General features: G+C 69.2%; 23 protein-coding genes. 18 read left to right on the top strand and 5 right to left on the bottom strand.

Annotated elements, in window-relative coordinates; all coding sequences use genetic code 11:
* Positions 1-3 precede the first annotated feature (3 nt).
* Together prfA and prmC are read left to right on the top strand one after the other, a co-directional pair.
* Positions 4-1086 carry a peptide chain release factor 1 gene (gene prfA / locus FJ658_RS11075; protein WP_141145451.1) on the top strand — a complete coding sequence of 361 codons (1083 nt, stop codon included), beginning with the start codon at positions 4-6 and terminating at the stop codon, positions 1084-1086.
* Complete coding sequence (gene prmC / locus FJ658_RS11080; protein ID WP_141145452.1) at positions 1083-1982, top strand: peptide chain release factor N(5)-glutamine methyltransferase; 900 nt, start codon at positions 1083-1085, stop codon at positions 1980-1982. The genes prfA and prmC overlap by 4 nt, the downstream gene beginning before the upstream one ends.
* Here prmC and FJ658_RS11085 read toward each other — a convergent pair.
* Entirely contained in the window at positions 1966-2637 is a 672-nt protein-coding gene (locus tag FJ658_RS11085; RefSeq protein ID WP_141145453.1) for an HAD family hydrolase, read from the bottom strand. The two genes, prmC and FJ658_RS11085, sit on opposite strands and share 17 nt — an antisense overlap.
* Positions 2638-2680: 43 nt before the next feature.
* Between FJ658_RS11085 and FJ658_RS11090 the strand changes: the two genes are divergently transcribed.
* From FJ658_RS11090 to FJ658_RS11150, 13 genes are all read left to right on the top strand, one after another.
* The gene (locus FJ658_RS11090; protein ID WP_141145454.1) at positions 2681-3361 is read left to right on the top strand and encodes an L-threonylcarbamoyladenylate synthase; all 681 of its coding nucleotides are present in this window, start codon (positions 2681-2683) and stop codon (positions 3359-3361) included.
* Positions 3358-4683, top strand: coding sequence for an MraY family glycosyltransferase (locus FJ658_RS11095; protein ID WP_141145860.1), 1326 nt, complete (start codon positions 3358-3360; stop codon positions 4681-4683). The genes FJ658_RS11090 and FJ658_RS11095 overlap by 4 nt, the downstream gene beginning before the upstream one ends.
* On the top strand, positions 4680-5153 hold the full coding sequence (locus FJ658_RS11100) for a hypothetical protein (protein ID WP_141145455.1): 474 nt from the start codon (positions 4680-4682) through the stop codon (positions 5151-5153). The genes FJ658_RS11095 and FJ658_RS11100 overlap by 4 nt, the downstream gene beginning before the upstream one ends.
* Positions 5154-5237: 84 nt before the next feature.
* Positions 5238-6059: a F0F1 ATP synthase subunit A gene (atpB, locus tag FJ658_RS11105; protein ID WP_141145456.1), complete on the top strand. Its 822-nt coding sequence runs from the start codon at positions 5238-5240 to the stop codon at positions 6057-6059.
* Positions 6060-6112: 53 nt separating this feature from the next.
* Positions 6113-6337, top strand: coding sequence for an ATP synthase F0 subunit C (gene atpE / locus FJ658_RS11110; protein WP_141145457.1), 225 nt, complete (start codon positions 6113-6115; stop codon positions 6335-6337).
* A 27-nt stretch (positions 6338-6364) separates the two neighbouring features.
* Complete coding sequence (locus FJ658_RS11115; RefSeq protein WP_141145458.1) at positions 6365-6922, top strand: F0F1 ATP synthase subunit B; 558 nt, start codon at positions 6365-6367, stop codon at positions 6920-6922.
* Positions 6923-7711: a F0F1 ATP synthase subunit delta gene (locus FJ658_RS11120; protein ID WP_141145459.1), complete on the top strand. Its 789-nt coding sequence runs from the start codon at positions 6923-6925 to the stop codon at positions 7709-7711.
* Positions 7712-7736: 25 nt separating this feature from the next.
* Positions 7737-9374, top strand: a complete 1638-nt coding sequence (gene atpA, locus FJ658_RS11125) for a F0F1 ATP synthase subunit alpha (RefSeq protein WP_141145460.1) — start codon at positions 7737-7739, stop codon at positions 9372-9374.
* A gap of 96 nt (positions 9375-9470) precedes the next feature.
* Entirely contained in the window at positions 9471-10370 is a 900-nt protein-coding gene (locus FJ658_RS11130; RefSeq protein WP_141145461.1) for a F0F1 ATP synthase subunit gamma, read from the top strand.
* Positions 10371-10393: 23 nt separating this feature from the next.
* Positions 10394-11863: a F0F1 ATP synthase subunit beta gene (gene atpD, locus FJ658_RS11135; RefSeq protein WP_141145462.1), complete on the top strand. Its 1470-nt coding sequence runs from the start codon at positions 10394-10396 to the stop codon at positions 11861-11863.
* Between the two features lie 2 nt (positions 11864-11865).
* Positions 11866-12126 (top strand): F0F1 ATP synthase subunit epsilon, encoded by a 261-nt coding sequence (locus FJ658_RS11140; RefSeq protein WP_141145463.1) that lies wholly within the window; start codon positions 11866-11868, stop codon positions 12124-12126.
* Between the two features lie 25 nt (positions 12127-12151).
* Positions 12152-12661 carry an ATP-binding protein gene (locus tag FJ658_RS11145; protein ID WP_181408428.1) on the top strand — a complete coding sequence of 170 codons (510 nt, stop codon included), beginning with the start codon at positions 12152-12154 and terminating at the stop codon, positions 12659-12661.
* The gene (locus FJ658_RS11150) at positions 12661-13413 is read left to right on the top strand and encodes a YaaA family protein (protein WP_141145465.1); all 753 of its coding nucleotides are present in this window, start codon (positions 12661-12663) and stop codon (positions 13411-13413) included. Before FJ658_RS11145 ends, FJ658_RS11150 begins: the two co-directional genes overlap by 1 nt.
* Before the next feature lie 7 nt (positions 13414-13420).
* On the opposite strand, the gene FJ658_RS11155 is transcribed toward FJ658_RS11150, so the two are convergent.
* Positions 13421-14020, bottom strand: a complete 600-nt coding sequence (locus tag FJ658_RS11155) for a DNA-3-methyladenine glycosylase I (RefSeq protein WP_219995768.1) — start codon at positions 14018-14020, stop codon at positions 13421-13423.
* Positions 14017-14604, bottom strand: a complete 588-nt coding sequence (locus FJ658_RS11160) for a methylated-DNA--[protein]-cysteine S-methyltransferase (protein WP_141145466.1) — start codon at positions 14602-14604, stop codon at positions 14017-14019. Before FJ658_RS11160 ends, FJ658_RS11155 begins: the two co-directional genes overlap by 4 nt.
* 142 nt (positions 14605-14746) lie before the next feature.
* Between FJ658_RS11160 and FJ658_RS11165 the strand changes: the two genes are divergently transcribed.
* A complete protein-coding gene (locus FJ658_RS11165; protein ID WP_141145862.1) occupies positions 14747-15715 on the top strand; it encodes an aldo/keto reductase in 969 nt (322 codons plus the stop codon).
* 63 nt (positions 15716-15778) lie between these two features.
* Here FJ658_RS11165 and FJ658_RS11170 read toward each other — a convergent pair whose 3' ends face one another.
* Positions 15779-16771: a Gfo/Idh/MocA family protein gene (locus FJ658_RS11170; protein WP_141145467.1), complete on the bottom strand. Its 993-nt coding sequence runs from the start codon at positions 16769-16771 to the stop codon at positions 15779-15781.
* Complete coding sequence (locus FJ658_RS11175) at positions 16768-17862, bottom strand: DegT/DnrJ/EryC1/StrS aminotransferase family protein (protein WP_141145468.1); 1095 nt, start codon at positions 17860-17862, stop codon at positions 16768-16770. Before FJ658_RS11175 ends, FJ658_RS11170 begins: the two co-directional genes overlap by 4 nt.
* A 99-nt stretch (positions 17863-17961) precedes the next feature.
* Here FJ658_RS11175 and FJ658_RS11180 point away from each other — a divergent pair, with 99 nt between their 5' ends.
* Both FJ658_RS11180 and FJ658_RS11185 read left to right on the top strand, forming a co-directional pair.
* Positions 17962-18675: an acyl-ACP--UDP-N- acetylglucosamine O-acyltransferase gene (locus tag FJ658_RS11180; protein ID WP_255447686.1), complete on the top strand. Its 714-nt coding sequence runs from the start codon at positions 17962-17964 to the stop codon at positions 18673-18675.
* A 73-nt stretch (positions 18676-18748) separates the two neighbouring features.
* Positions 18749-20656, top strand: coding sequence for a DUF6541 family protein (locus FJ658_RS11185; protein WP_141145469.1), 1908 nt, complete (start codon positions 18749-18751; stop codon positions 20654-20656).
* Positions 20657-20671: the final 15 nt, after the last annotated feature.

Genomic DNA, 20671 nt, shown 5'->3' on the forward strand with positions numbered 1-20671 from the left:
CCCGTGTTCGAATCGGTCGCCGCGCTGCGGGCCGAGCACGACCAGCTTCAGGAGCAGCTGGCCGACCCGGCCCTGCACGCGGATGCCGCGCGCGCGAAGAAGGTCAATCGGCGCTACGCCGAGCTGAGCCAGATCGTGCACGCCCACTCCACGTGGAGCCAGGCGCAGGACGACCTGGCGGCCGCGCGCGAGCTCGCGAAGGAGGACGACGCCTTCGCCGAGGAGGTGCCCGGCCTCGAGGAGGGGCTCGCGGCATCCCAGGAGAAGCTGCGCCGGCTGCTGATCCCGCGCGACCCGGACGACGGCCGCGACGTGATCATGGAGATCAAGGGCGGCGAGGGCGGCGAGGAGTCGGCTCTGTTCGCGGCGGACCTGCTGCGCATGTACGTGCACTACGCCGAGTCGCGCGGCTGGAAGACCGAGCTGCTCGAGCGCACCGAGTCGGACCTGGGCGGCTACAAGGACGTGCAGGTCGCGATCAAGTCGTCGGCCAGCGACCCGGCCGAGGGCGTGTGGGCCAGCCTGAAGTACGAGGGCGGCGTGCACCGCGTGCAGCGGGTTCCCGCGACCGAGTCGCAGGGGCGCATCCACACCTCGACGACGGGCGTGCTCGTGTTCCCCGAGGTCGACGAGCCCGAAGAGGTCGAGATCAACCAGAACGATCTCAAGATCGACGTGTTCCGCTCCTCGGGGCCCGGCGGCCAGAGCGTCAACACGACCGACTCGGCCGTGCGCATCACGCACCAGCCGACCGGCATCGTGGTCTCGATGCAGAACGAGAAGAGCCAGCTGCAGAACCGCGAGGCGGCCATGCGCGTGCTGCGTGCCCGTCTGCTCGCGCGCCAGCAGGAGGAGCTCGCGGCCGCGGCGTCGGATGCGCGCAAGACGCAGATCCGCACCATGGACCGCTCGGAGCGCATCCGCACCTACAACTTCCCCGAGAACCGCATCGCCGATCACCGCACCGGCTACAAGGCCTACAACCTGGATGCGGTCATGAACGGCGCCCTCGCTCCGGTCATCGAGTCCCTGATCTCCGCCGACGAGGAGGCCCGCCTGGCCGACCTCGGCGACAGCGCCGGATGAGGGCCGTGACCGAGAGCGCGCCCACCGGCCACGCCGTGCCGCGCACGATCGCCGAGCTGCGCGGCGAGGCCGTGCGCGTGCTCACGGCGGCCCGCATCCCGACGCCCGAGGCCGACGCCGAGCTGCTGATCGGCCACGTGCTCGGGCTCAGCCGCGGCCAGATCCAGGCGAAGTCGCTCACGGGCGCCGGCGTCGACGCCGAGCAGCGCCTGCAGGTGATCGAGGCGGTCGAGCGCCGCGCCGCGCGCGAGCCGCTGCAGCACATCACCGGCCGCGCTCCCTTCCGGATGCTCGAGCTCGCGGTCGGACCCGGCGTCTTCGTGCCGCGCCCCGAGACCGAGTCGGTCGCGCAGATCGCGATCGACGCGCTGCGCGCCGTCGCGAGCCCCGAGCCGATCGCGGTCGACCTCGGCACGGGCAGCGGCGCGATCGCGATCGCGCTCGCCACCGAGGTGCCGCACGCGCAGGTCGTCGCGGTCGAGAACTCGCCGCAGGCCTTCATCTGGACCAAGCAGAACGCCCGCGAGAGCGGCGCCGACAACCTCCGTCTCGTGTTCGCCGACCTCGGCGTGGCCGTGCCCGAGCTGGATGGCCGGGTCGACGTCGTGGTCTCGAATCCGCCCTACATCCCGCTCGCCGCGGTCCCGCGCGATCCGGAGGTGCGGCTGTTCGACCCGCCCGCCGCCCTCTACGCGGGAGAGGACGGACTCGACGTCGTCCGCTCCCTGTCGCAGCGCGCGCTGGCGCTGCTGCGACCCGGCGGCACGCTCGTGATCGAGCACGGCGAGCTGCAGGGCGAGCAGATCCGCGAGCTTCTGACGGCGGACGGCTGGCGTGCGGCCGCGACGTCGCGCGACCTGCTGGGCCGCGACCGGGCGACTACCGCTCTGCGTTGACCGGGTCGTCGGCGCCGCCCGCAGGCCCGCCTTCGAGATCGGCGTGGGCGGCCGCGAACGCCTCGATCGCGGCACGCAGTCCCGGCGCATCCCGGTACTGGTGGGCGGTGATGCCGACGGACGCGGCGCCCGCGACGTTCTCGGCCAGGTCGTCCGCGAAGAACACCTCGCCGGGATCGCGGTCGTAGGCCTCGAGCAGCGAGCGGAAGACGGCGGGGTCGGGCTTGCGCGCGCCGTAGTACGACGTCGAGCGCAGGCCGTCGCCGAACAGCTCGGCGACCTCGGGCACGAGTCGGTGCAGGTTCTCGCCGATGAAGGCGCCGTTGTTGGTCAGCATCGTCACCTCGCCGAGCTGCTTGGCCCGCTCGATCGCGGCGATGACGGCCGGGCGCGGCGCCATCGCGTCACGACGCGCCGCGAGCCAGGCGTCGCCGGGCACGTCGACGCCGAGCGCCGTGTTGACGGCCTCCAGGTACTCGGCACCCGTGCGCCAGCCGCCCGCCTCGGCCTTCATCTCGCCGTCGGGGTGAATCCACCACCGCTCGCGAAGCTCCTGGAAGGGGAGCCCGGTGAGCTCGCTCAGCCCCGCCATCCGGCGGCGCCAGTCGTAGTCGTAGATGACCTCGTCCATGTCGAAGGCGAAGAGCAGTGTCACGGGTCCAGTCTTCCAGGTGGCCGACAGTAGGATTGCCACCGCCATGACCACGCTCTACGACTGCTCCGAGCCCTCCGAGCTGCTGACCGGGATGCGCCTCGCGCGTCAGGCGATCGGCCGCGGCGAGCTCGTGGTGCTGCCGACCGACACCGTCTACGGGGTCGGCGCCGACGCCTTCTCGCCGGCGGCCGTGCAGCGGCTGCTCGACGCGAAGGGACGCGACCGCACCGCGCCGCCGCCCGTGCTCGTGCCGGGCAAGCAGACCCTCGAGGCGCTGGCCGAGACCGTTCCCGACCTCGTGCACGACCTCGTCGACGAGTTCTGGCCCGGCGGGCTGACGATCGTGCTCCGGGCGCGGCCGACCCTCGACTGGGACCTCGGCGAGACCCGGGGCACCGTGGCACTGCGCCAGCCGAGCGACACGCTCGCCCTCGAGCTGCTCGCCGAGACGGGGCCTCTCGCCGTCTCGAGCGCCAACCTCACGGGCGAGCCCGCCGCCATGACCGCTCAGTCGGCGCTCGACATGCTCGGCGACAGTGTCGCCGTCTACCTCGACGGCGGGCCGGCGGGGGAGGGCTACGCCGATGCGGTCGCCAGCACGGGCTCGACCATCGTCGACGCGACCCTGCTCGAGCATCCCGAGGGCAAGCTGCGCATCCTGCGCCACGGCGTGATCCCCGACGAGGAGATCGTCCGGGTCGTGGGAGCCGATCGGTGCGCATAGTCTTCTACGCCCTCGTCCTCGGCATCGCCGCCGTCGTGACGTTCACGGTCTCGCTGCTGATCTGGAGGCTGAGCCACAAGTACCGGCTGTACCCCAAGATCAGGGCGCGCGACGTGCACACCCGGCCGACCCCGCGTCTCGGCGGCATCGCGATGTTCGTCGGCGTGATCGCCGCGTTCGCGGTCGCGTCGAAGCTGCCGGCCTTTGAGCTGGTCTTCTCCGACACCGGCAAGATCCTGGGCGTGCTCGGCGCGGCGCTGCTCACGGTCGTGATCGGCGTGATCGACGACGTGATCGACCTGGACTGGGTGACCAAGCTCGCCGGTCAGGTCATCGCGGCCGCACTGCTCGCCTGGCAGGGCGCGCAGCTCGCCTCGCTGCCGATCCCCGGCGGCCTGCTGATCGGCTCGCCGTTCCTGTCGCTCGCGGCGACGATCTTCATCTGCATGCTCGTGATGAACGCCGTCAACTTCATCGACGGTCTCGACGGGCTCGTCGCGGGCGTCGCGATCATCGCCAGCAGCGTCTTCTTCGTCTACACCTACGTGCTCAGCGTCGGTCCGACCCAGACGGAGTACTTCAACCTGGCGTCGTTCCTCGCGGTGACCGTGATCGGCATCTGCCTCGGGTTCCTGCCGCTGAACTGGCGACCCGCACGGCTGTTCATGGGGGATGCCGGCGCCCTGCTGGTCGGGCTCCTCATGGCCGCCTCGACGATCGCCGCCACCGGTCAGCTCGACCCCGGCACGGTGACGGTGCAGGTTCCGACGCCCGACAGCGGCGTCGTGCTCGGCGGATCGGGTCTGCTCCCGGCGTTCATCCCGATCCTGCTGCCCTTCGCGGTGCTCATCGTGCCGCTGCTCGACTTCGGCCTCGCCGTCACCCGGCGTCTGCGGGCCGGCAAGTCGCCGTTCAGCGCTGATCGCAAGCACCTGCACCACCGCCTGCTCGACATGGGCCACTCGCACCTGCACGCCGTGCTGATCTTCTACGGCTGGACCCTCGCGGCCTCGGTCGGGTGCCTGCTCTTCCTCTTCGTCGACTGGTGGTGGGCGCTCATCGTGACCGCCCTCGGCTTCCTGGTCTGCGCCATCATCACGCTGTCGCCGCTCAGCCGGCGCAAGGCGGTCGAGGTGGCGGTGCAGAGCGCCCGTGGCGACGAGCAGCTCGCGCAGTTCGATCCGCTCGACTCCGCCGCGCGCGACGAGGAGCCCAGCGACGCCGCGGCCGAGGCCGCCCTGCGCCGCGTCGCCACCGGCGGCATCCCCCTGCCCGGTCGTCGCCCCGGCGACACCCCCTCCCGACAGGAGCCCACCCCGTGACCACCGCCCCGCTGTTCCGCCGCGTCCTGCGCGACGGAGCCATCCTGGCCCTCGTCGTCGCCGTCCTCGGCGGCGGGATCGGTCTGATCGCCGCCGGCCTGCCCGGGCTCTGGGGCGGGCTGATCGGCGCGGTGCTCGCCGCCGTCTTTCTCGCCCTCACCGCCGCGAGCGTGCTGCTGGCGGGCCGGGCGACCGGTGGAGACCTCGCCAGCCCGGTGTTCTTCGGCATCGTGCTCGGCGTCTGGCTGCTGAAGCTCGTGCTGTTCCTGGTGCTGTCGATCGTGCTGCGCGGTCAGCCGTGGCTGAACCCCTACGTCTTCTTCGCGGCCGTCGTGGTCGCGGTGCTCGGCTCGCTCGTGATCGACGTCGTCGCCTTCCAGAAGAGCCGCGTGCCCTATGTGGATGCGCCGCTGCCCGGCGAGCCGACCGGCACGGATGTGCAGGCCGACGAAACCCGGAACGGTGACTGACCATCCGGAATCTTTGATAGGGTCTACTTACCTCCCCCCTGATGATCGTCGCGCGCTGGCGCGCCCCGATTCTGGAGAACTGCGCTGCTTTCCCACGCCCTCACCACCTTCCTTCCGTCGGCAACCGATGACGGGGGTGACAGCGGTTTCCACGGGCCGTCGCTCGACGAGTTCTTCCCCGAGGCCCTGCTCTTCCCGAACACTCCGTTCGAGCTCAACCGCATCATGCTCATCCGCCTGCTGGTGGTCGTCGTGCTGGTGCTGGTGTTCTGGCTCGGAACGCGTCGCCTGAAGGTCGTCCCCGGTCGCTTCCAGACGGGCCTCGAGTTCCTGCTCGGCTTCGTGCGGAACAACATCATCATCGAGACGCTCGGTGAGAAGGACGGCAAGCGCTTCATGCCGGTCCTCATGTCGATGTTCTTCCTGATCCTCGGGATGAACCTGACCGGCATCGTGATCTTCCTGAACATCTCGGGCAACTCGGTGATCGGCCTGCCGCTCGTGCTCGCGGTCATCTCGTGGGTGCTGTTCATCTACGCGGGCTTCCGCAAGCACCCGGCGCAGTTCATCCGCAACTCGCTGTTCCCGCCCGGGATCAACCCGTTCCTCTACATCATCGTCACGCCGATCGAGTTCATCTCGACGTTCATCCTGCGTCCGGTCACGCTGACCGTCCGACTCCTGATGAACATGGTCGCGGGCCACATGCTGCTGGTGCTCTGCTTCTCGGCCACGCAGTTCTTCCTCTTCACCGCCGGCGGCGCCTGGGGCCTCTTCTCGATCGGCACCTTCGCCTTCGGGCTCGCGTTCACGCTCTTCGAGCTCCTGGTCGCCGCCCTCCAGGCCTACGTCTTCACCCTGCTTACCGCCGTCTACATCCAGCTCGCGCTGGCCGACGAGCACTAAGAACGTCCAGGCACCCCGCCTCGGGCACCATTCCCCATTCGGAAGGAAACACAGTGAACCTCGCTGAAGTCACCGGACAGCTCGCCCCGCTCGCGTTCGGCGTCGCCACGATCGGCCCGGCCATCGGCGTCGGCATCGTCGTCGGCAAGACCGTCGAGTCGGTCGCCCGCCAGCCGGAGCTCCAGGGCCGTCTCACGGGTCTGATGTTCCTCGGCATCGCGTTCACCGAGGCGCTCGCGTTCATCGCGATCGCCGTCGGGTTCATCCCCTTCCCGTAATCCACGCTCGAGCCTGAAGGAGGCGGAATGCACAACGCATTCCTGGCCGTGGCGGCGGAGGAATCCCCGAACCCGCTGCTGCCCGCGCTGCCCGACCTCATCTGGGGCGCCGTCGCGTTCATCATCGTCTTCGTCGTCTTCGCCTGGAAGGTCGTGCCGCGTCTCAACGCCGCGCTCGACGCCCGTCGCGACGCGATCGAGGGCGGCATCGAGCGCGCCGAGGCCGCCCAGGCCGAGGCGAGCGCCGCTCGCGACAACTACACCGCTCAGCTCGCCGAGGCGCGCGCCGAGGCGGGTCGCATCCGCGAGCAGGCCCGTGCCGACGGACAGAAGATCATCGCCGAGCTCAAGCAGCAGGCGCAGGTCGAGGCCGATCGCATCACGGCGACCGCCCACGCGCAGATCGAGGCCGAGCGCTCCGCCGCTCTCGTCTCGCTCCGTGCCGAGGTCGGCGCGCTCGCGCTGGACCTCGCGTCCGGCGTGGTGGGCGAGGCGCTGAACGACGACGCGAAGTCGACGGCCCTGGTGGACCGCTTCCTCGCGGACCTCGAGGCCAGCGAGACCGCAGGCAAGGCAGGCAAGTAGATGGGTTCCGCGACCAGGGGCGCGCTCGAGGCCGGCATCGCCGCCCTCGATGCGCAGAAGCCGACCGCCGCGACCGGTGAGCAGCTGCTCGCCGCCGCGCGGGCGATCGACTCCTCGCTGCAGCTCCGCTCGCTCCTGGCCGACCCCGCGGTGAGCGTCGACGACAAGCGCGCGATCGTGTCGCGGGTCTTCGGCTCGCTCGACGTCGCTGCCGCCGAGGTGCTCGTCACCGCGGCAGGCCAGCGGTGGTCGACCGCGGCGGACCTCGTCGACGGGATCGAGGAGCTCGGCATCCGCGCTGCGGTGGCCGCCGCTCCGAAGTCGGCCGAGGTCGAGCGCGAGCTCTTCGACATCCAGAGTGCCGTCGCCAGCGACGCGGAGCTCGAGCTCGCTCTCAGCAGCAAGCTCGGCGAACCCGCCGCCAAGGCCGGTCTGGTGTCGAAGCTGCTCGAGGGCAAGGCCTCGGCCGCCGCCCTCGTGATCGCGTCGCACCTCGTGCAGAGCCCGCGGGGTCGCCGCGTGCGCCCGACGCTGCGTCGCGCGGCCGAGATCGTCGCCTCGGCGTCGAGCCGCGTCGTGGCGACGGTCACCGCCGCCGCGCCGCTCTCCGCGGCGCAGCAGAAGCGGCTGTCGACGGCACTGCAGGCGCAGTACGGCACGACCCCGCAGCTCAACGTGATCATCGATCCGGCCGTCATCGGCGGGATCCGCGTGCAGATCGCCGACGACGTCATCGACGGCAGCGTGGCATCGCGCCTGAACGATCTCAGAATCCAGCTCGCCGGCTGACCCGGCAGACAAGACAGGAACACTCATGGCAGACATCACGATCAGCCCCGACGAGATCCGCGCCGCACTCAAGGACTTCGTCGCCGGCTACGAGCCGGCGAAGGCCGGCACCACCGAGGTCGGCGTCGTCACCGACGCCGGTGACGGCATCGCCCACGTCGAGGGCCTCCCCGGCGTGATGGCGAACGAGCTCATCAAGTTCGAGGACGGCACGCTGGGCCTCGCCCTCAACCTCGACGAGGACGAGATCGGCGTCATCGTGCTCGGCGAGTTCGACGGCATCCAGGAGGGCCAGCAGGTCACCCGCACCGGCGAGGTGCTCTCGGCGCCCGTCGGCGACGGCTTCCTCGGCCGTGTGGTCGACCCGCTGGGCAACCCGATCGACGGCCTCGGCGAGATCGAGGCCGAGGGCCGCCGCGCCCTCGAGCTCCAGGCGCCCGGCGTCATGCAGCGCAAGTCGGTGCACGAGCCCCTGCAGACCGGCATCAAGGCGATCGACGCCATGATCCCCGTCGGCCGCGGCCAGCGTCAGCTGATCATCGGCGACCGTCAGACCGGCAAGACGGCGATCGCGATCGACACGATCATCAACCAGAAGGCCAACTGGGACTCGGGCGACGTCACCAAGCAGGTGCGCTGCATCTACGTCGCGATCGGCCAGAAGGGCTCGACCATCGCCTCGGTGAAGGGCGCGCTCGAGGACGCCGGGGCCATGGAGTACACGACGATCGTCGCCGCTCCCGCCTCCGACCCCGCCGGCTTCAAGTACCTCGCCCCCTACACCGGCTCGGCCATCGGCCAGCACTGGATGTACGGCGGCAAGCACGTCCTGATCATCTTCGACGACCTGTCGAAGCAGGCCGAGGCCTACCGCGCCGTCTCGCTGCTGCTGCGTCGTCCGCCGGGCCGCGAGGCCTACCCCGGCGACGTGTTCTACCTGCACTCGCGCCTGCTCGAGCGCTGCGCCAAGCTCTCCGACGAGCTGGGCGCCGGCTCGATGACCGGTCTGCCGATCATCGAGACCAAGGCGAACGACGTCTCGGCGTACATCCCGACCAACGTGATCTCGATCACCGACGGCCAGATCTTCCTGCAGTCCGACCTGTTCAACGCGAACCAGCGCCCCGCGGTCGACGTGGGCATCTCGGTGTCCCGCGTCGGCGGTGACGCCCAGGTCAAGTCGATCAAGAAGGTCTCGGGAACGCTCAAGCTCGAGCTCGCCCAGTACCGCGCCCTCGAGGCCTTCGCGATGTTCGCGAGCGACCTGGATGCGGCCAGCCGCCGCCAGCTCGCCCGTGGCGCCCGCCTGACCGAGCTGCTGCGCCAGCCGCAGTACTCGCCGTTCCCCGTCGAGCAGCAGGTCGTCTCGATCTGGGCCGGCACGAACGGCCACCTCGACGAGGTGCCGGTCGAGGACATCCTGCGCTTCGAGCGTGAGTTCCTCGACTACCTCGGCCGCAACACCGAGGTGCTGGCCACGCTGCGCGACACGAACGTGCTCGACGACGGCACGGTCGAGACCCTCTCGTCGAGCATCGAGACCTTCAAGCAGGAGTTCCAGACCGGCGAGGGCCGCGCCCTCGACGCGCCGGGCACCGAGCAGGTCGACGAGATGCCGCTCGAGGACATCAACCAGGAGAAGATCGTCAAGGGTCGGCGCTGAGCCACCCCGACTGATCACACCGCCGATGCGGTGCGGCGGCTCGGGGCCCGACCCTGACGCCGCCGCACCGGCACCGACCACAGACAAGGAAACGACATGGGAGCCCAACTCCGCGTCTACCGGCAGAAGATCCGCTCTGCCCAGACGACGAAGAAGATCACCCGTGCCATGGAGCTGATCTCGGCCTCCCGCATCCAGAAGGCCCAGCAGCGGGTGGCCGCGTCCACCCCCTACGCCCGCGCGGTCACGCGCGCGGTGTCGGCGGTGGCGACGTACTCGAACGTCGATCACATCCTCACGACCGAAGCTGAGAAGCCCACGCGCGCCGCGATCGTGATCTTCACCTCGGACCGCGGACTCGCGGGCGCCTTCAACTCGCAGGTGCTGCGCGAGGCCTCCGAGCTGCGCACGCGCCTCGAGAACGAGGGCAAGGAGGTCGTGCACTACCTCATCGGCCGCAAGGCGGTGCAGTACTTCCAGTTCCGCCGCCGCGAGTCCGAGGCGCAGTGGATCGGCGGCACCGACAGCCCCGAGTTCGAGACGGCGCGCGAGATCGGTCAGACGATCGTCGACAAGTTCGTGCAGCCGACCGACGAGGGCGGCGTCGACGAGATCCACATCGTCTACAACCGCTTCGTCTCGATGCTCGTGCAGACGCCCGAGACCGTGCGTCTGCTGCCGCTCGAGGTCGTCGAGGGCGTCGGCGAGGCCGACACCGATGCGCCGCTGCCGCTCTACGAGTTCGAGCCCGACGCCGACACGGTGCTGGATGCGCTGCTGCCGGTGTACATCGAGAGCCGCATCTTCAACGCGATGCTGCAGTCGTCGGCCGCGAAGCACGCCGCGACGCAGAAGGCGATGAAGGCCGCGAGCGACAACGCGGACAAGCTGATCCGCGACTACACCCGCCTGGCGAACAACGCCCGTCAGGCCGAGATCACCCAGCAGATTTCCGAGATCGTGGGCGGCGCCGACGCCCTCAGCTCGGCGAAGTGACCACAGGAAAAGAGAGACACGAGATGACTCCCACCGCGACCGAGAACCAGACCTCCGGGTCGTCGACCGCGCCGGCCGGCGTCGGACGCGTCGCCCGCGTCACCGGCCCCGTCGTCGACATCGAGTTCCCGCACGACGCGATCCCCGATATCTACAACGCTCTGCACACCGACATCACGATCGGCGACGACACCACGACGATCACGCTCGAGGTCGCGCAGCACCTCGGCGACGACCTCGTGCGCGCCATCGCGCTGAAGCCGACCGACGGCATCGTGCGCGGCCAGGAGGTGCGCGACACCGGCGCCGCGATCTCGGTTCCCGTGGGTGACGTCACCAAGGGCAAGGTCTTCAACGTCACCGGCGAGATCCTCAACGCCGAGCCCGACCAGAAGATTGAGATCACTGAGCGCTGGCCGATCCACCGCAAGCCGCCGTCGTTCGACCAGCTCGAGTCGAAGACGCAGCTCTTCGAGACCGGCATCAAGTCGATCGACCTCCTCACCCCCTACGTGCAGGGTGGCAAGATCGGCCTCTTCGGCGGTGCGGGCGTCGGCAAGACCGTCCTCATCCAGGAGATGATCCAGCGCGTCGCGCAGGACCACGGTGGTGTGTCGGTGTTCGCCGGCGTCGGCGAGCGCACCCGTGAGGGCAACGACCTCATCCACGAGATGGAGGAGGCGGGCGTCTTCGACAAGACCGCGCTCGTGTTCGGCCAGATGGACGAGCCGCCGGGAACGCGTCTGCGCGTGGCCCTGTCGGCCCTGACGATGGCGGAGTATTTCCGCGACGTGCAGAAGCAGGACGTTCTGCTCTTCATCGACAACATCTTCCGCTTCACGCAGGCGGGTTCCGAGGTGTCGACGCTGCTCGGCCGCATGCCCTCCGCCGTGGGCTACCAGCCGAACCTCGCCGACGAGATGGGTGTGCTCCAGGAGCGCATCACCTCGACCCGTGGTCACTCGATCACTTCGCTGCAGGCGATCTACGTGCCTGCTGATGACTACACCGACCCGGCGCCGGCGACGACCTTCGCGCACCTCGACGCGACGACCGAGCTCTCGCGTGAGATCGCGTCGCGCGGTCTCTACCCGGCAATCGACCCGCTGACCTCCACGTCGCGCATCATGGACCCCCGCTACCTGGGCGAGGACCACTACCGCGTCGCCACCTCGGTGAAGCAGATCCTGCAGAAGAACAAGGAGCTGCAGGAGATCATCGCGATCCTCGGTGTCGACGAGCTGTCGGAGGAGGACAAGATCACGGTGTCGCGTGCGCGCCGCATCCAGCAGTTCCTCTCGCAGAACACCTACATGGCGAAGAAGTTCACCGGTGTCGAGGGCTCCACGGTTCCGCTCAAGGACACGATCGAGTCGTTCGACGCGATCGTGAAGGGCGAGTTCGACCACGTGGCCGAGCAGGCGTTCTTCAACGTCGGCCCGATCACCGACGTCGAGGAGAACTGGGCCAAGATCCAGAAGGAGAACGGCTGATCATGGCCGACCTCCAGGTGAGCGTCGTCTCCGCCGACGCCGAGCTCTGGTCGGGGGCCGCGCGACAGATCGTCGCGCGGACCACCGAGGGCGAGATCGGCATCCTGGCCGGACACGAGCCGATCCTCGCGATCCTCGCCCAGGGCGAGGTGCGCGTGACGACGACCGAGGGCGAGGTCGTGACCGCGAACGCGGCCGACGGCTTCCTCTCGGTCGACAACGACGTGGTCACGGTCGTCGCCGGCGACGCGACCCTCGTCTGAGACCCGCACCCTCGTGCTGATCGCCATGGCCGGGCTTCCGGGCGTCGGCAAGAGCGCGATCGCGGATGCGGTCGGCGACCGACTCGGCCTCGCGGTCGTGTCGGTCGACCCGATCGAGTCCGCGATCCTGCAGGCCGGCATCGATGGCGATCAGCCGACGGGTCTCGCAGCGTACCTCGTCGCCGAGACGCTGGCGGACGCCGTGCTGCAGAGTGGTCGCGGCGTCATCGTGGATGCGGTGAACGCGGTCGCTCCCGCGCGCGAGCAGTGGGTGCACCTCGCTGCTCGGCGCGGCGTCGAGCTGCGCTTCGTCGCGGTCGAGTGCTCGGATCCCGAGCTGCACCGCTCGCGACTCGAGGCGCGCGAGCGCGGTCTCGCTCCGCTCGAGGAGCCGACCTGGCACGCCGTCGAGCAGAGTCTCGACGAGTGGGAGGACTGGTCGGGGGAGTCGGGCGCGGTCGCACGACTCGCGATCGACACCCGCGAGTCTCTCGAGGCGTGCGTCGGCGCGGTCGTGGAGTTCGTGCGCGCCTGATGCTCCTGCTGCTTCCTCCCTCGGAGACGAAGCGGCGTGGGGGAGAGGGGCCACCCCTCGACCTCACCGCCCTCTCGTTCCCGTCGCTCACGCGCGCGCGTCGCGCCACGATAGCGGCGCTGCGGGAGCTCTCGACCGATCTCGATGCCGCGGCCCGGGCGCTCAAACTGGGCCCGAAGTCGGCGGTGGATGCGGCCCTCAATCGCGATGTCCGCCGTTCGGCGACGATGCCCGCGATCGACCGCTTCGATGGCGTGCTCTACGAGTCGCTCGATGCGCCCGGTCTGGATGCGGCCGCCCGCGCGTGGCTCGGTCGCAACGTCGTCGTCTCGTCAGCGCTCTTCGGACTGCTGGGCGCCCTGGACGCCGTACCGGCCTATCGGCTGAGTGCGGATTCGCGGCTTCCGGGCCTGAGCCTCGGTCGGCACTGGCGTGACGCGCAGGCTGCCGTGCTCGCGGACCGCGACGGGCTCGTGCTCGATCTGCGCTCCGAGGCCTACGCCGCCCTCGGACCCGCGCCGGCACGGCACGACAGCGTCTACCTTCGCGTCGTGACCGAGTCCGGCGACGGCCGGCGACGCGCGCTCAATCACTTCAACAAGGCCGCGAAGGGCCGCCTGACTCGGGCTCTCGCCGAGTCGGACGCCGATCCGACCACGGTGGGCGAGCTGCTCGACTGGGCGGCGTCGGCGGGTCTCGACCTGCGTCCGGGCGCGTCGGGCGAGATCGATCTCGTCGTCGAGGCGGCTTAGCGCCCGCTCACCCCTCGGCGCGCCAGCAGCCGACGAGATGATCGTCGACGAGCCCGGCCGACTGCATGAGCGCGTAGAACGTCGTCGGCCCGACGAAGCGCAGCCCTCGTCGCCGGAGCTCCTTGCTGGCGGCGGTCGACTCGGGCGTCACCGCGGGGACGTCGGCGAAGGTGCGCGGGCGTTCCGACGCGGCGCGCGGCGCCGGCGCGAACCCCCAGACGAGGCGGTCGAGCGCACCCGGTTCGTCGCGCAGCATCTCGCGCAGCGTGCGCGCGTTCGCGATCGTCGCCTCGATCTTCAGCCGGTTGCGGATGATGCCGGTGTCGTCGAGCAGGCGGGCGACGTCGCGCTCGTCGAAGTCGGCGACCGTGTCGATCTCGAAGCCGGCGAAGGCGGTGCGGAACGTCAGCCGGCGTCGCAGGATCGTGATCCACGAGAGGCCCGACTGGAACGCCTCGAGGCTGAGCTTCTCGAACAGCGCGCGGTCGCCGTGCAGCGGCCGCCCCCACTCCTCGTCGTGATAGCGCTGGTACTCCGGATCGTCACCGCACCATCCGCACCGGGTGAGACCGTCGTCGCCGGTGACCAGCTCGGCGCGGGGACTCACGCGGCGGTCTCGGCGGCGCCGTCGCGCTCGAGGCCGAGCGCCAGCTCGACGGCGGTCTCGACCTCGTGCGTGCTCGGCAGGCGGAAGGGGATGCCCTCGTGCTCGAGCAGCCAGGCCTTGGTGGCGACGCCCTCGCCGGCGCTGTAGCCGGTGATACGGCCGTCGCTCGCCAGCACGCGATGGCAGGGGACGAGGATCGGCACGGGGTTCGCGCCGACCGCGCCGCCGACGGCGCGACCGGCCGTCGCGCGCCCGGTCGCGCGGCCCAGGTCGCCGTAGCTGACCACCTCGCCCCACTCCAGGTCGACGAGCTCCTCCCACACGGTGCGCTGGAACTCGGTGCCGACGAGCTTGACCGGCACATCGAAGTCGCGGCGCGCGCCGGCGAAGTACTCGCCGAGCTGTTCCGCCGCACGATCCAGCACCGCGTCGCTGGCCTCGGGTTCGGCGTCGTGCGGCAGGCGGCCGTTGCATTCGATGCTCAGCGCCACGACGGCCTCGCCGTCGCCGACCAGCTCGAGCCGCCCGAGCGGCGAGTCGACGCGGCGGAGGGTGTGGACGGGACGCGCATCGGGGGAGGTCATGCGCTCACGGTAGCGAGGGCCGCGGACATCGCGCCGGTGCCCGCGTCCGCTCGTGGAGAACAGGCGATGGTGGTGCGCTGGGGAGGAGAGCCGAGCCGTCGTGCGGGCGTCGTGCAGCCCGGCCTAGGGTGGTCGGGTGAGCATGGAGTATCGCACCCTCGGCCGTTCCGGCCTCCGCGTCTCGGCCGTCGGCCTCGGCTGCAACAACCTCGGGCGCACCGGCACCCTGACCTTCGAGCAGGAGGGCGCCGACGCGGTCGTGAACGCGGCGATCGATGCGGGAGTGACCCTCTTCGACACGGCCGACATGTACGGCGCCGAGTTCGGGCTGAGCGAGCGCATCCTGGGCCGTGCCCTCGGCTCGCGTCGCGACGAGGTCGTCGTGGCCAGCAAGTTCGGACACCAGGGCTATGACGCCCCGATCAGCGGATGGGGCGCGAAGGCCTCGCGCCGCTACATCCGGCAGGCGGTCGAGGGCTCGCTGACGCGGCTCGGCACCGACCGCATCGATCTGTACCAGCTGCACACGCCTGACCCGATCACGCCGATCGACGAGACGCTGAGCGCGCTCGACGAGCTCGTGCGCGAGGGCAAGGTGCTCTACATCGGCCACTCGAACTTCTCCGGCTGGCAGCTCGCCGAGGCCGAACTCACCGCCGAGCTGATCGGCACCGGCCACTTCGTGTCGGCGCAGAACGAGTACAGCCTGCTGAAGCGCGAGGTGGAGCAGGAGCTGCTGCCCGCCGCCGAGCACTTCGGGGTCGGGTTCCTGCCCTACTTCCCGCTCGCCAACGGACTGTTCACCGGCAAGTTCACCCGCAGCGAGCGCCCGGCCGACACGCGCATCTCGCGTCAGCGCCCGCACGTCGCCGACGAGGCGCCGTGGGATGCCATGGAGGCGCTTGCCGCGTTCGCGGCCGAGCGCGACATCACGATGCTGCAGGCGACGATGGGCTGGCTGCTCGCGCAGCCGGCGATGTCGAGCGTGATCGCCGGGGCGACGAAGCCCGAGCAGATCGAGCAGAACGCCGCCGCGGCGACCGCCTGGACGCCCGACGTCGAGGAGCTCAGCGCGATCTCGCGGCTGTTCCCGCCGGCCCTAGCCGCCTGACGCCGTGTTCGATTTGCACGAAACGATACACGGGGTCTGGGGCCATCGGATCGAGTACGGCGTTCAGCTCGGGGCGGACTCGCTCTCGTCTGCGGCGCTTTCGCGGCTGACCGCCAACGCGCGTTCGACGATCTCGTGTGCGGGAAGGATCGCGAGGCGCTCCGCGTCGACATCCGCTGTGCCATCGATCAATCCGAGGAAGCGCTTGAACTGTGCGGCGAGCGGCTCGTCGCCGCTGATCTCGGGAACTTCCATTTCCGTCGACTGACGGTAGCCAGCGCCCGCGTCGTCCGGATCCGTGATGTGCGTGTGACGGTACAAGGTGACGCCACGACGGAGCAGGTCGACTTCGATCATCGTGTCGAGACTCTGGACGACCATCGAGCGTACTTTCCGCTGCCCTATTCTGCTTGCGGACGCTGATGCGAGACCGCCCCTTCCGAAGCGGAGGGAGACGTCGATCACATCCTCGGCGCCGGGCAGAGACGACGGGTGGAACTGGCCGACCTCGACGTTCACGTTCGCCGGCGGCACGCTGCCGTACATGTGGGAAATCAGATCGACGTCGTGAACCAGCAGGTCCCAGGCGACGCCGGTCTTGATCCGCGGTACGTACGGCGAGTGGCGTTCGGCTCGGATGTACAGAGGCTCGCCCATCATGCGCCGTGCCTGGATGATCGCGGGGTTGTAGCGCTCCAAGAAGCCGCACATGATCGGCACCGACGACTTCTCGGCTAGAGCGATCAGCTCCTTCGTCTGCTCCAGCGACGGGCAGACCGGCTTCTCGACCAGAATGGGAAGGCCTCGGCCGATGAGCTCCTTGACGATGTCGTAGTGGTACTCCGTCGAGGCGGCGACCACGACGCCGTCCACATCGCCGATGCCGTCGAGATCAGCCACCCAGCTGGTCTGGTGGAGGTCCGCCGTAGCGCGGCCGACCTCTTCGAAGGGGTCGACGATCACGGAGAAGTCCGAATCCGGGTTGGCTGAGATCACTCGAGCATGATTCCGGCCCATCGAGCCGGCGCCGACGAGAGCGATACGCGGTGCGCTCACGCGGCGAGCACCTCCCGCATCGCCCTGGCGACGGCGTCGACGTCGTCATCGCTCAGATGCTGGTGCACCGGGAGCGACAGGCAGCGCCGCACGACGTCCTCCGCGACGGGAGTACTCGACGGGATCACGTCGGCACGAGACCGGTACGTGTCGTAGTCGTGTACGAGCTTCGGGTAGTAGATCCCGCTGCCGACGCCGCGCTCGGCGAGAGCGGCGACAACCTGATCACGATCGACGCCGACAGGCAGCAGAACCGTGTACTGGTGCCACACGTGCTCGCGACCTTCGAGCTGTCGTGGCAACTCCAGTCCTTCGATCCCCTCGAGCGAGGACGTCAGGCGTGCGGCGTGGGCGCGGCGGGTCGCGACAAGCTCATCGTACGTATCCAGCTGCGGCAGGACCACTGCCGCCTGAAGATCCGTGAGGCGGTAGTTGTGACCGGCGAGCACGTACTCATAGCGAGCGCGCATCCCCTGGTTCCGCAGGATCCGCAGACGGTCCGCCAGATCGGCGTCGTCGGTCGTGATGATGCCGCCCTCACCGGTCGTGAGGTTCTTGGTGCCGTAGAACGAGAAGGTTCCGACGCCGAAGGACCCTACACCACGGCCCTCGTATCGAGCGCCGTGTGCTTGAGCCGAATCCTCGATGATCCTGAGGTCATGCTTCTCGGCCAGGGCGACGAGTGGAGTCATGTCGACGGACTGTCCGTAGAGATGCACCGGAAGCAGGAGCCGAGTCGCGTCGGTGATCTGAGCCTCGACGGACGAGGCATCGAGGCCAAAGTCCTCCGCTCGGATGTCCGCGAATCGGACGGTGGCGCCCGTCTCCAGAATCGCATTCAACGTGGCGATGAAGGTGAAGGGCGTCGTGATCACCTCGTCGCCCGGTCCGACCTCCAGCGCCTCGATCGCCGCGCTCAACGCCGTGGTGCCGTTGTTGACGGCAACGGCGTGGCGAACCCCCTGCAGACGGGCGAACCGGTGCTCCAGTTCGGCGACAAGTGGACCCTGCGCGATCATCCCGGACCGGAGCACTTCGAGGACCTTGTTCTCGACGTCCGGTCCGAGCTTGACGGAGGAAATGGGGATCACTGGCGACTACCTCAGTTCTGTGGGGGACCTCAATCCTCGAGCATATCGCGCGGTCTCGTCGGTCAGTGAGCACGGCGAGCCTCCGGGTAGACTCTGCGGGTGCAGAACCGTCACAGCTCTTCAGCATGGATCGGCGACGGCGTCGAACTCGGGCGCGACGTCAGGATCGGCCCAGGAGCAGTCGTGATGGGACCCTGCGTGATCGGAGATTCCGTCTTCATCGGACCCGGCGCGTTGATCGGCGGTCCGCCCGAGATCAGCAGTCTGGAGCAGACTGCCGCATGGCACGGCGAACTCGGCGGCGCCGGGATCGTGATCGGCGACGGCGCGGTGATCCGCGAGGGGGCCGTGATCACCCAGGGGAGCCACCGCACAACGACGGTGGGGCCCGGCGCCTGGCTGCTCAGCCGGTGCTACGTCGCTCACGATGTCGTGATCGGAGCTGGTGCGACGGTCTCCGCGGGAGTCAGCATCGGCGGACATGCCGAAATCGGCGCGGGTGCGAACCTCGGTATGAATGCGTCGGTTCACCAGCGACGCAGGGTCGGGCCCGGCGCGATGGTCGGGATGTGCACGCCGCTGAGTCGGGACGTCCCGCCGTTCGCAAAAGTCTTCGGCACGCCGCCGCGGCTGCACGCCGCGAATCGATTTGCGCTGGCGCGACTCGGCATCGATCCGGTCGTGATCGAGCGCGTCGAGACCGCGCTGCTGCACGGCGGCCATCCCTACGAAGGAATTCCTGAACTCGCTGAAGCGAATGCCTGGTGGAGCGCGGCCGAGTCGTCCTCCTGGGTTCGTCCCGCGGTCGGCTGAGTCGGGAAAAGTAAGGTGTTCCGTCCTCGGAGCATCTTCGTAAGATGAAAGAGATGTAGTTGTGAACTCCTGGATGACGATCGTGGCGCCCGTGCTGGCGGCGTTGCTGGTGATCTTCCTTCCGGGAGCGCTGATCGGTGTCGCCGCCTGCATCCGCCCTGTCCACGTTCTCGGTCTCGCGCCCGTCCTGAGCGTGAGTGCCATCACTCTGGCCGCTCTCGCTGATCAGCTGGTGCCGCTTCCCTGGACGCCTGCGAATCCGCTGCTTGCGGCGATCGTGATCGCCGCAGTGACCTGGACCGGTCGGCGAGTGTGGGAGCGGCGCTGGCCGCGGACGGCAGTCGCGTCCAGGTCGATCCGACTTCTGACCGCCGGCATCGTCGGGGCTGTCGTCGCCGGGGTCCTGATCGGCGGACGGCTCCTCGTCGCGTTCGGCGCTCCTGACAACATCTCCCAGACCTTCGACAACGTGTACCACCTGAACGCCGTCGAGTGGATCCTGCAGACCGGAATAGCGTCCCCGTTCCAGCAGCTCATCCCGGGCTTCTACCCGGATGCATGGCATGCGTTGACGGCGACGGTCGCCTCGCTCAGTGGGTCTGACGTGCCGACCGCGGTGAATGCCGTTGCGTTGGTGATAGCGGCGATCGTCTGGCCCCTGTCGAACATGGTGCTGGTTCGCGCTCTGACCTCCTCGGTCTGGGGAGTGCTCTTCGCGGCGGTGGCGTCTGCCGGTCTCGCCGCGTTCCCTCTGGCGCTCCTCGACTTCGGCGTGCTCTACCCGAACGCCCTCTCCCTTTCCCTCGTGCCCGCGGTCTTCGCTCTCGCGATTCGCGCGGCAGGGTTGAGTCGAGACCAGTCGCTCGAGCGGGCGAGCGCCTGGTGGATCTTCCTGGTTGCGCTCCCCGGTCTCGCCCTTGCTCACCCCAGCGCGGTCATGGCGCTCATTGCTATGTCGACGGCGCCGGGGCTCACGTGGTTCGCTCGAGTCATCCGATCACAGCGCCGATCCGGGGTGTCTTCGTTCCGCCGCGTCGCGACCGTCATCGTCTGGGCAGGTGTGCTGGCGGGCGCCGCCGTGCTGCTTATCAAGGCCCGACCGACGTACGAGCAGGCGTTCTGGGGTCCGATCATGTCGGTGCCGCAGGCACTGTGGGAGGGTGTGACCAACTCGGCGATGAGCAAGCCCGTCCCGTTCGCCGTCACGATCGCGATGCTGCTGGGCGTCATGGCCGCCTTCGCCCTCCGGCGCGGCCGGTGGCTGGTGGTCTCGTGGGGTGTGATGGTGACACTTTGGGTAGTCTGCGCCTCACTGCCCCGTGGTAGCCTGCGTTACTGGCTCACCGGCACCTGGTACAGCGACAACCAGCGTCTGGCGGCGCTTCTCCCACTGGTCGCGGTGCCTCTCGCCGCATGGGGCGCGTCGTGGCTGGTAGGCGTGGTCGCGACCCGAGTGCGGATGACGCATTCGATCAGGCGGCTGATTCCGGTCGCGGGACTGCTGATCCTCGTTGTGGCGAGTCAGGCCACCCCGCCGCTTCAGGTTGCAACCGCGTCGGCCCAATCCACGTATCGCCTCTCATCGGCGTCGGTGCTGGTCTCGTCCGACGAGCGCGAGCTCCTCGAACGGCTCGACAAGACGGTGCCGAAGGGTGACGTGATCGTCGGGAGCCCCTGGACTGGTGCTGCTCTCTCGTTCGCAATCGGCGGCCGGTCAGCGTTGATTCCGCACATCTACTGGGGGTGGACGAAAGATGACGAGACCATCCTCCTGCGCCTCGACGAGGCGGATACCGATCCATCGGTCTGTCGGGCTCTCAGCAGGACGAAGACCCGTTGGGTTCTCGACTTCGGCAAGAAAGAGGTCCACGGAGACCGGCACGACTATCCCGGTCTCGATGATCTCTCACGATCGGATGTCGTGACGTTGGCCGATTCGGTCGGAGACGCGCGTCTCTATCGGATCACAGCCTGCAATTAAGCGTGGTTGCGGCTT

The organism is Schumannella sp. 10F1B-5-1 (assembly GCF_006517535.1).
Classification (GTDB): domain Bacteria; phylum Actinomycetota; class Actinomycetes; order Actinomycetales; family Microbacteriaceae; genus Schumannella.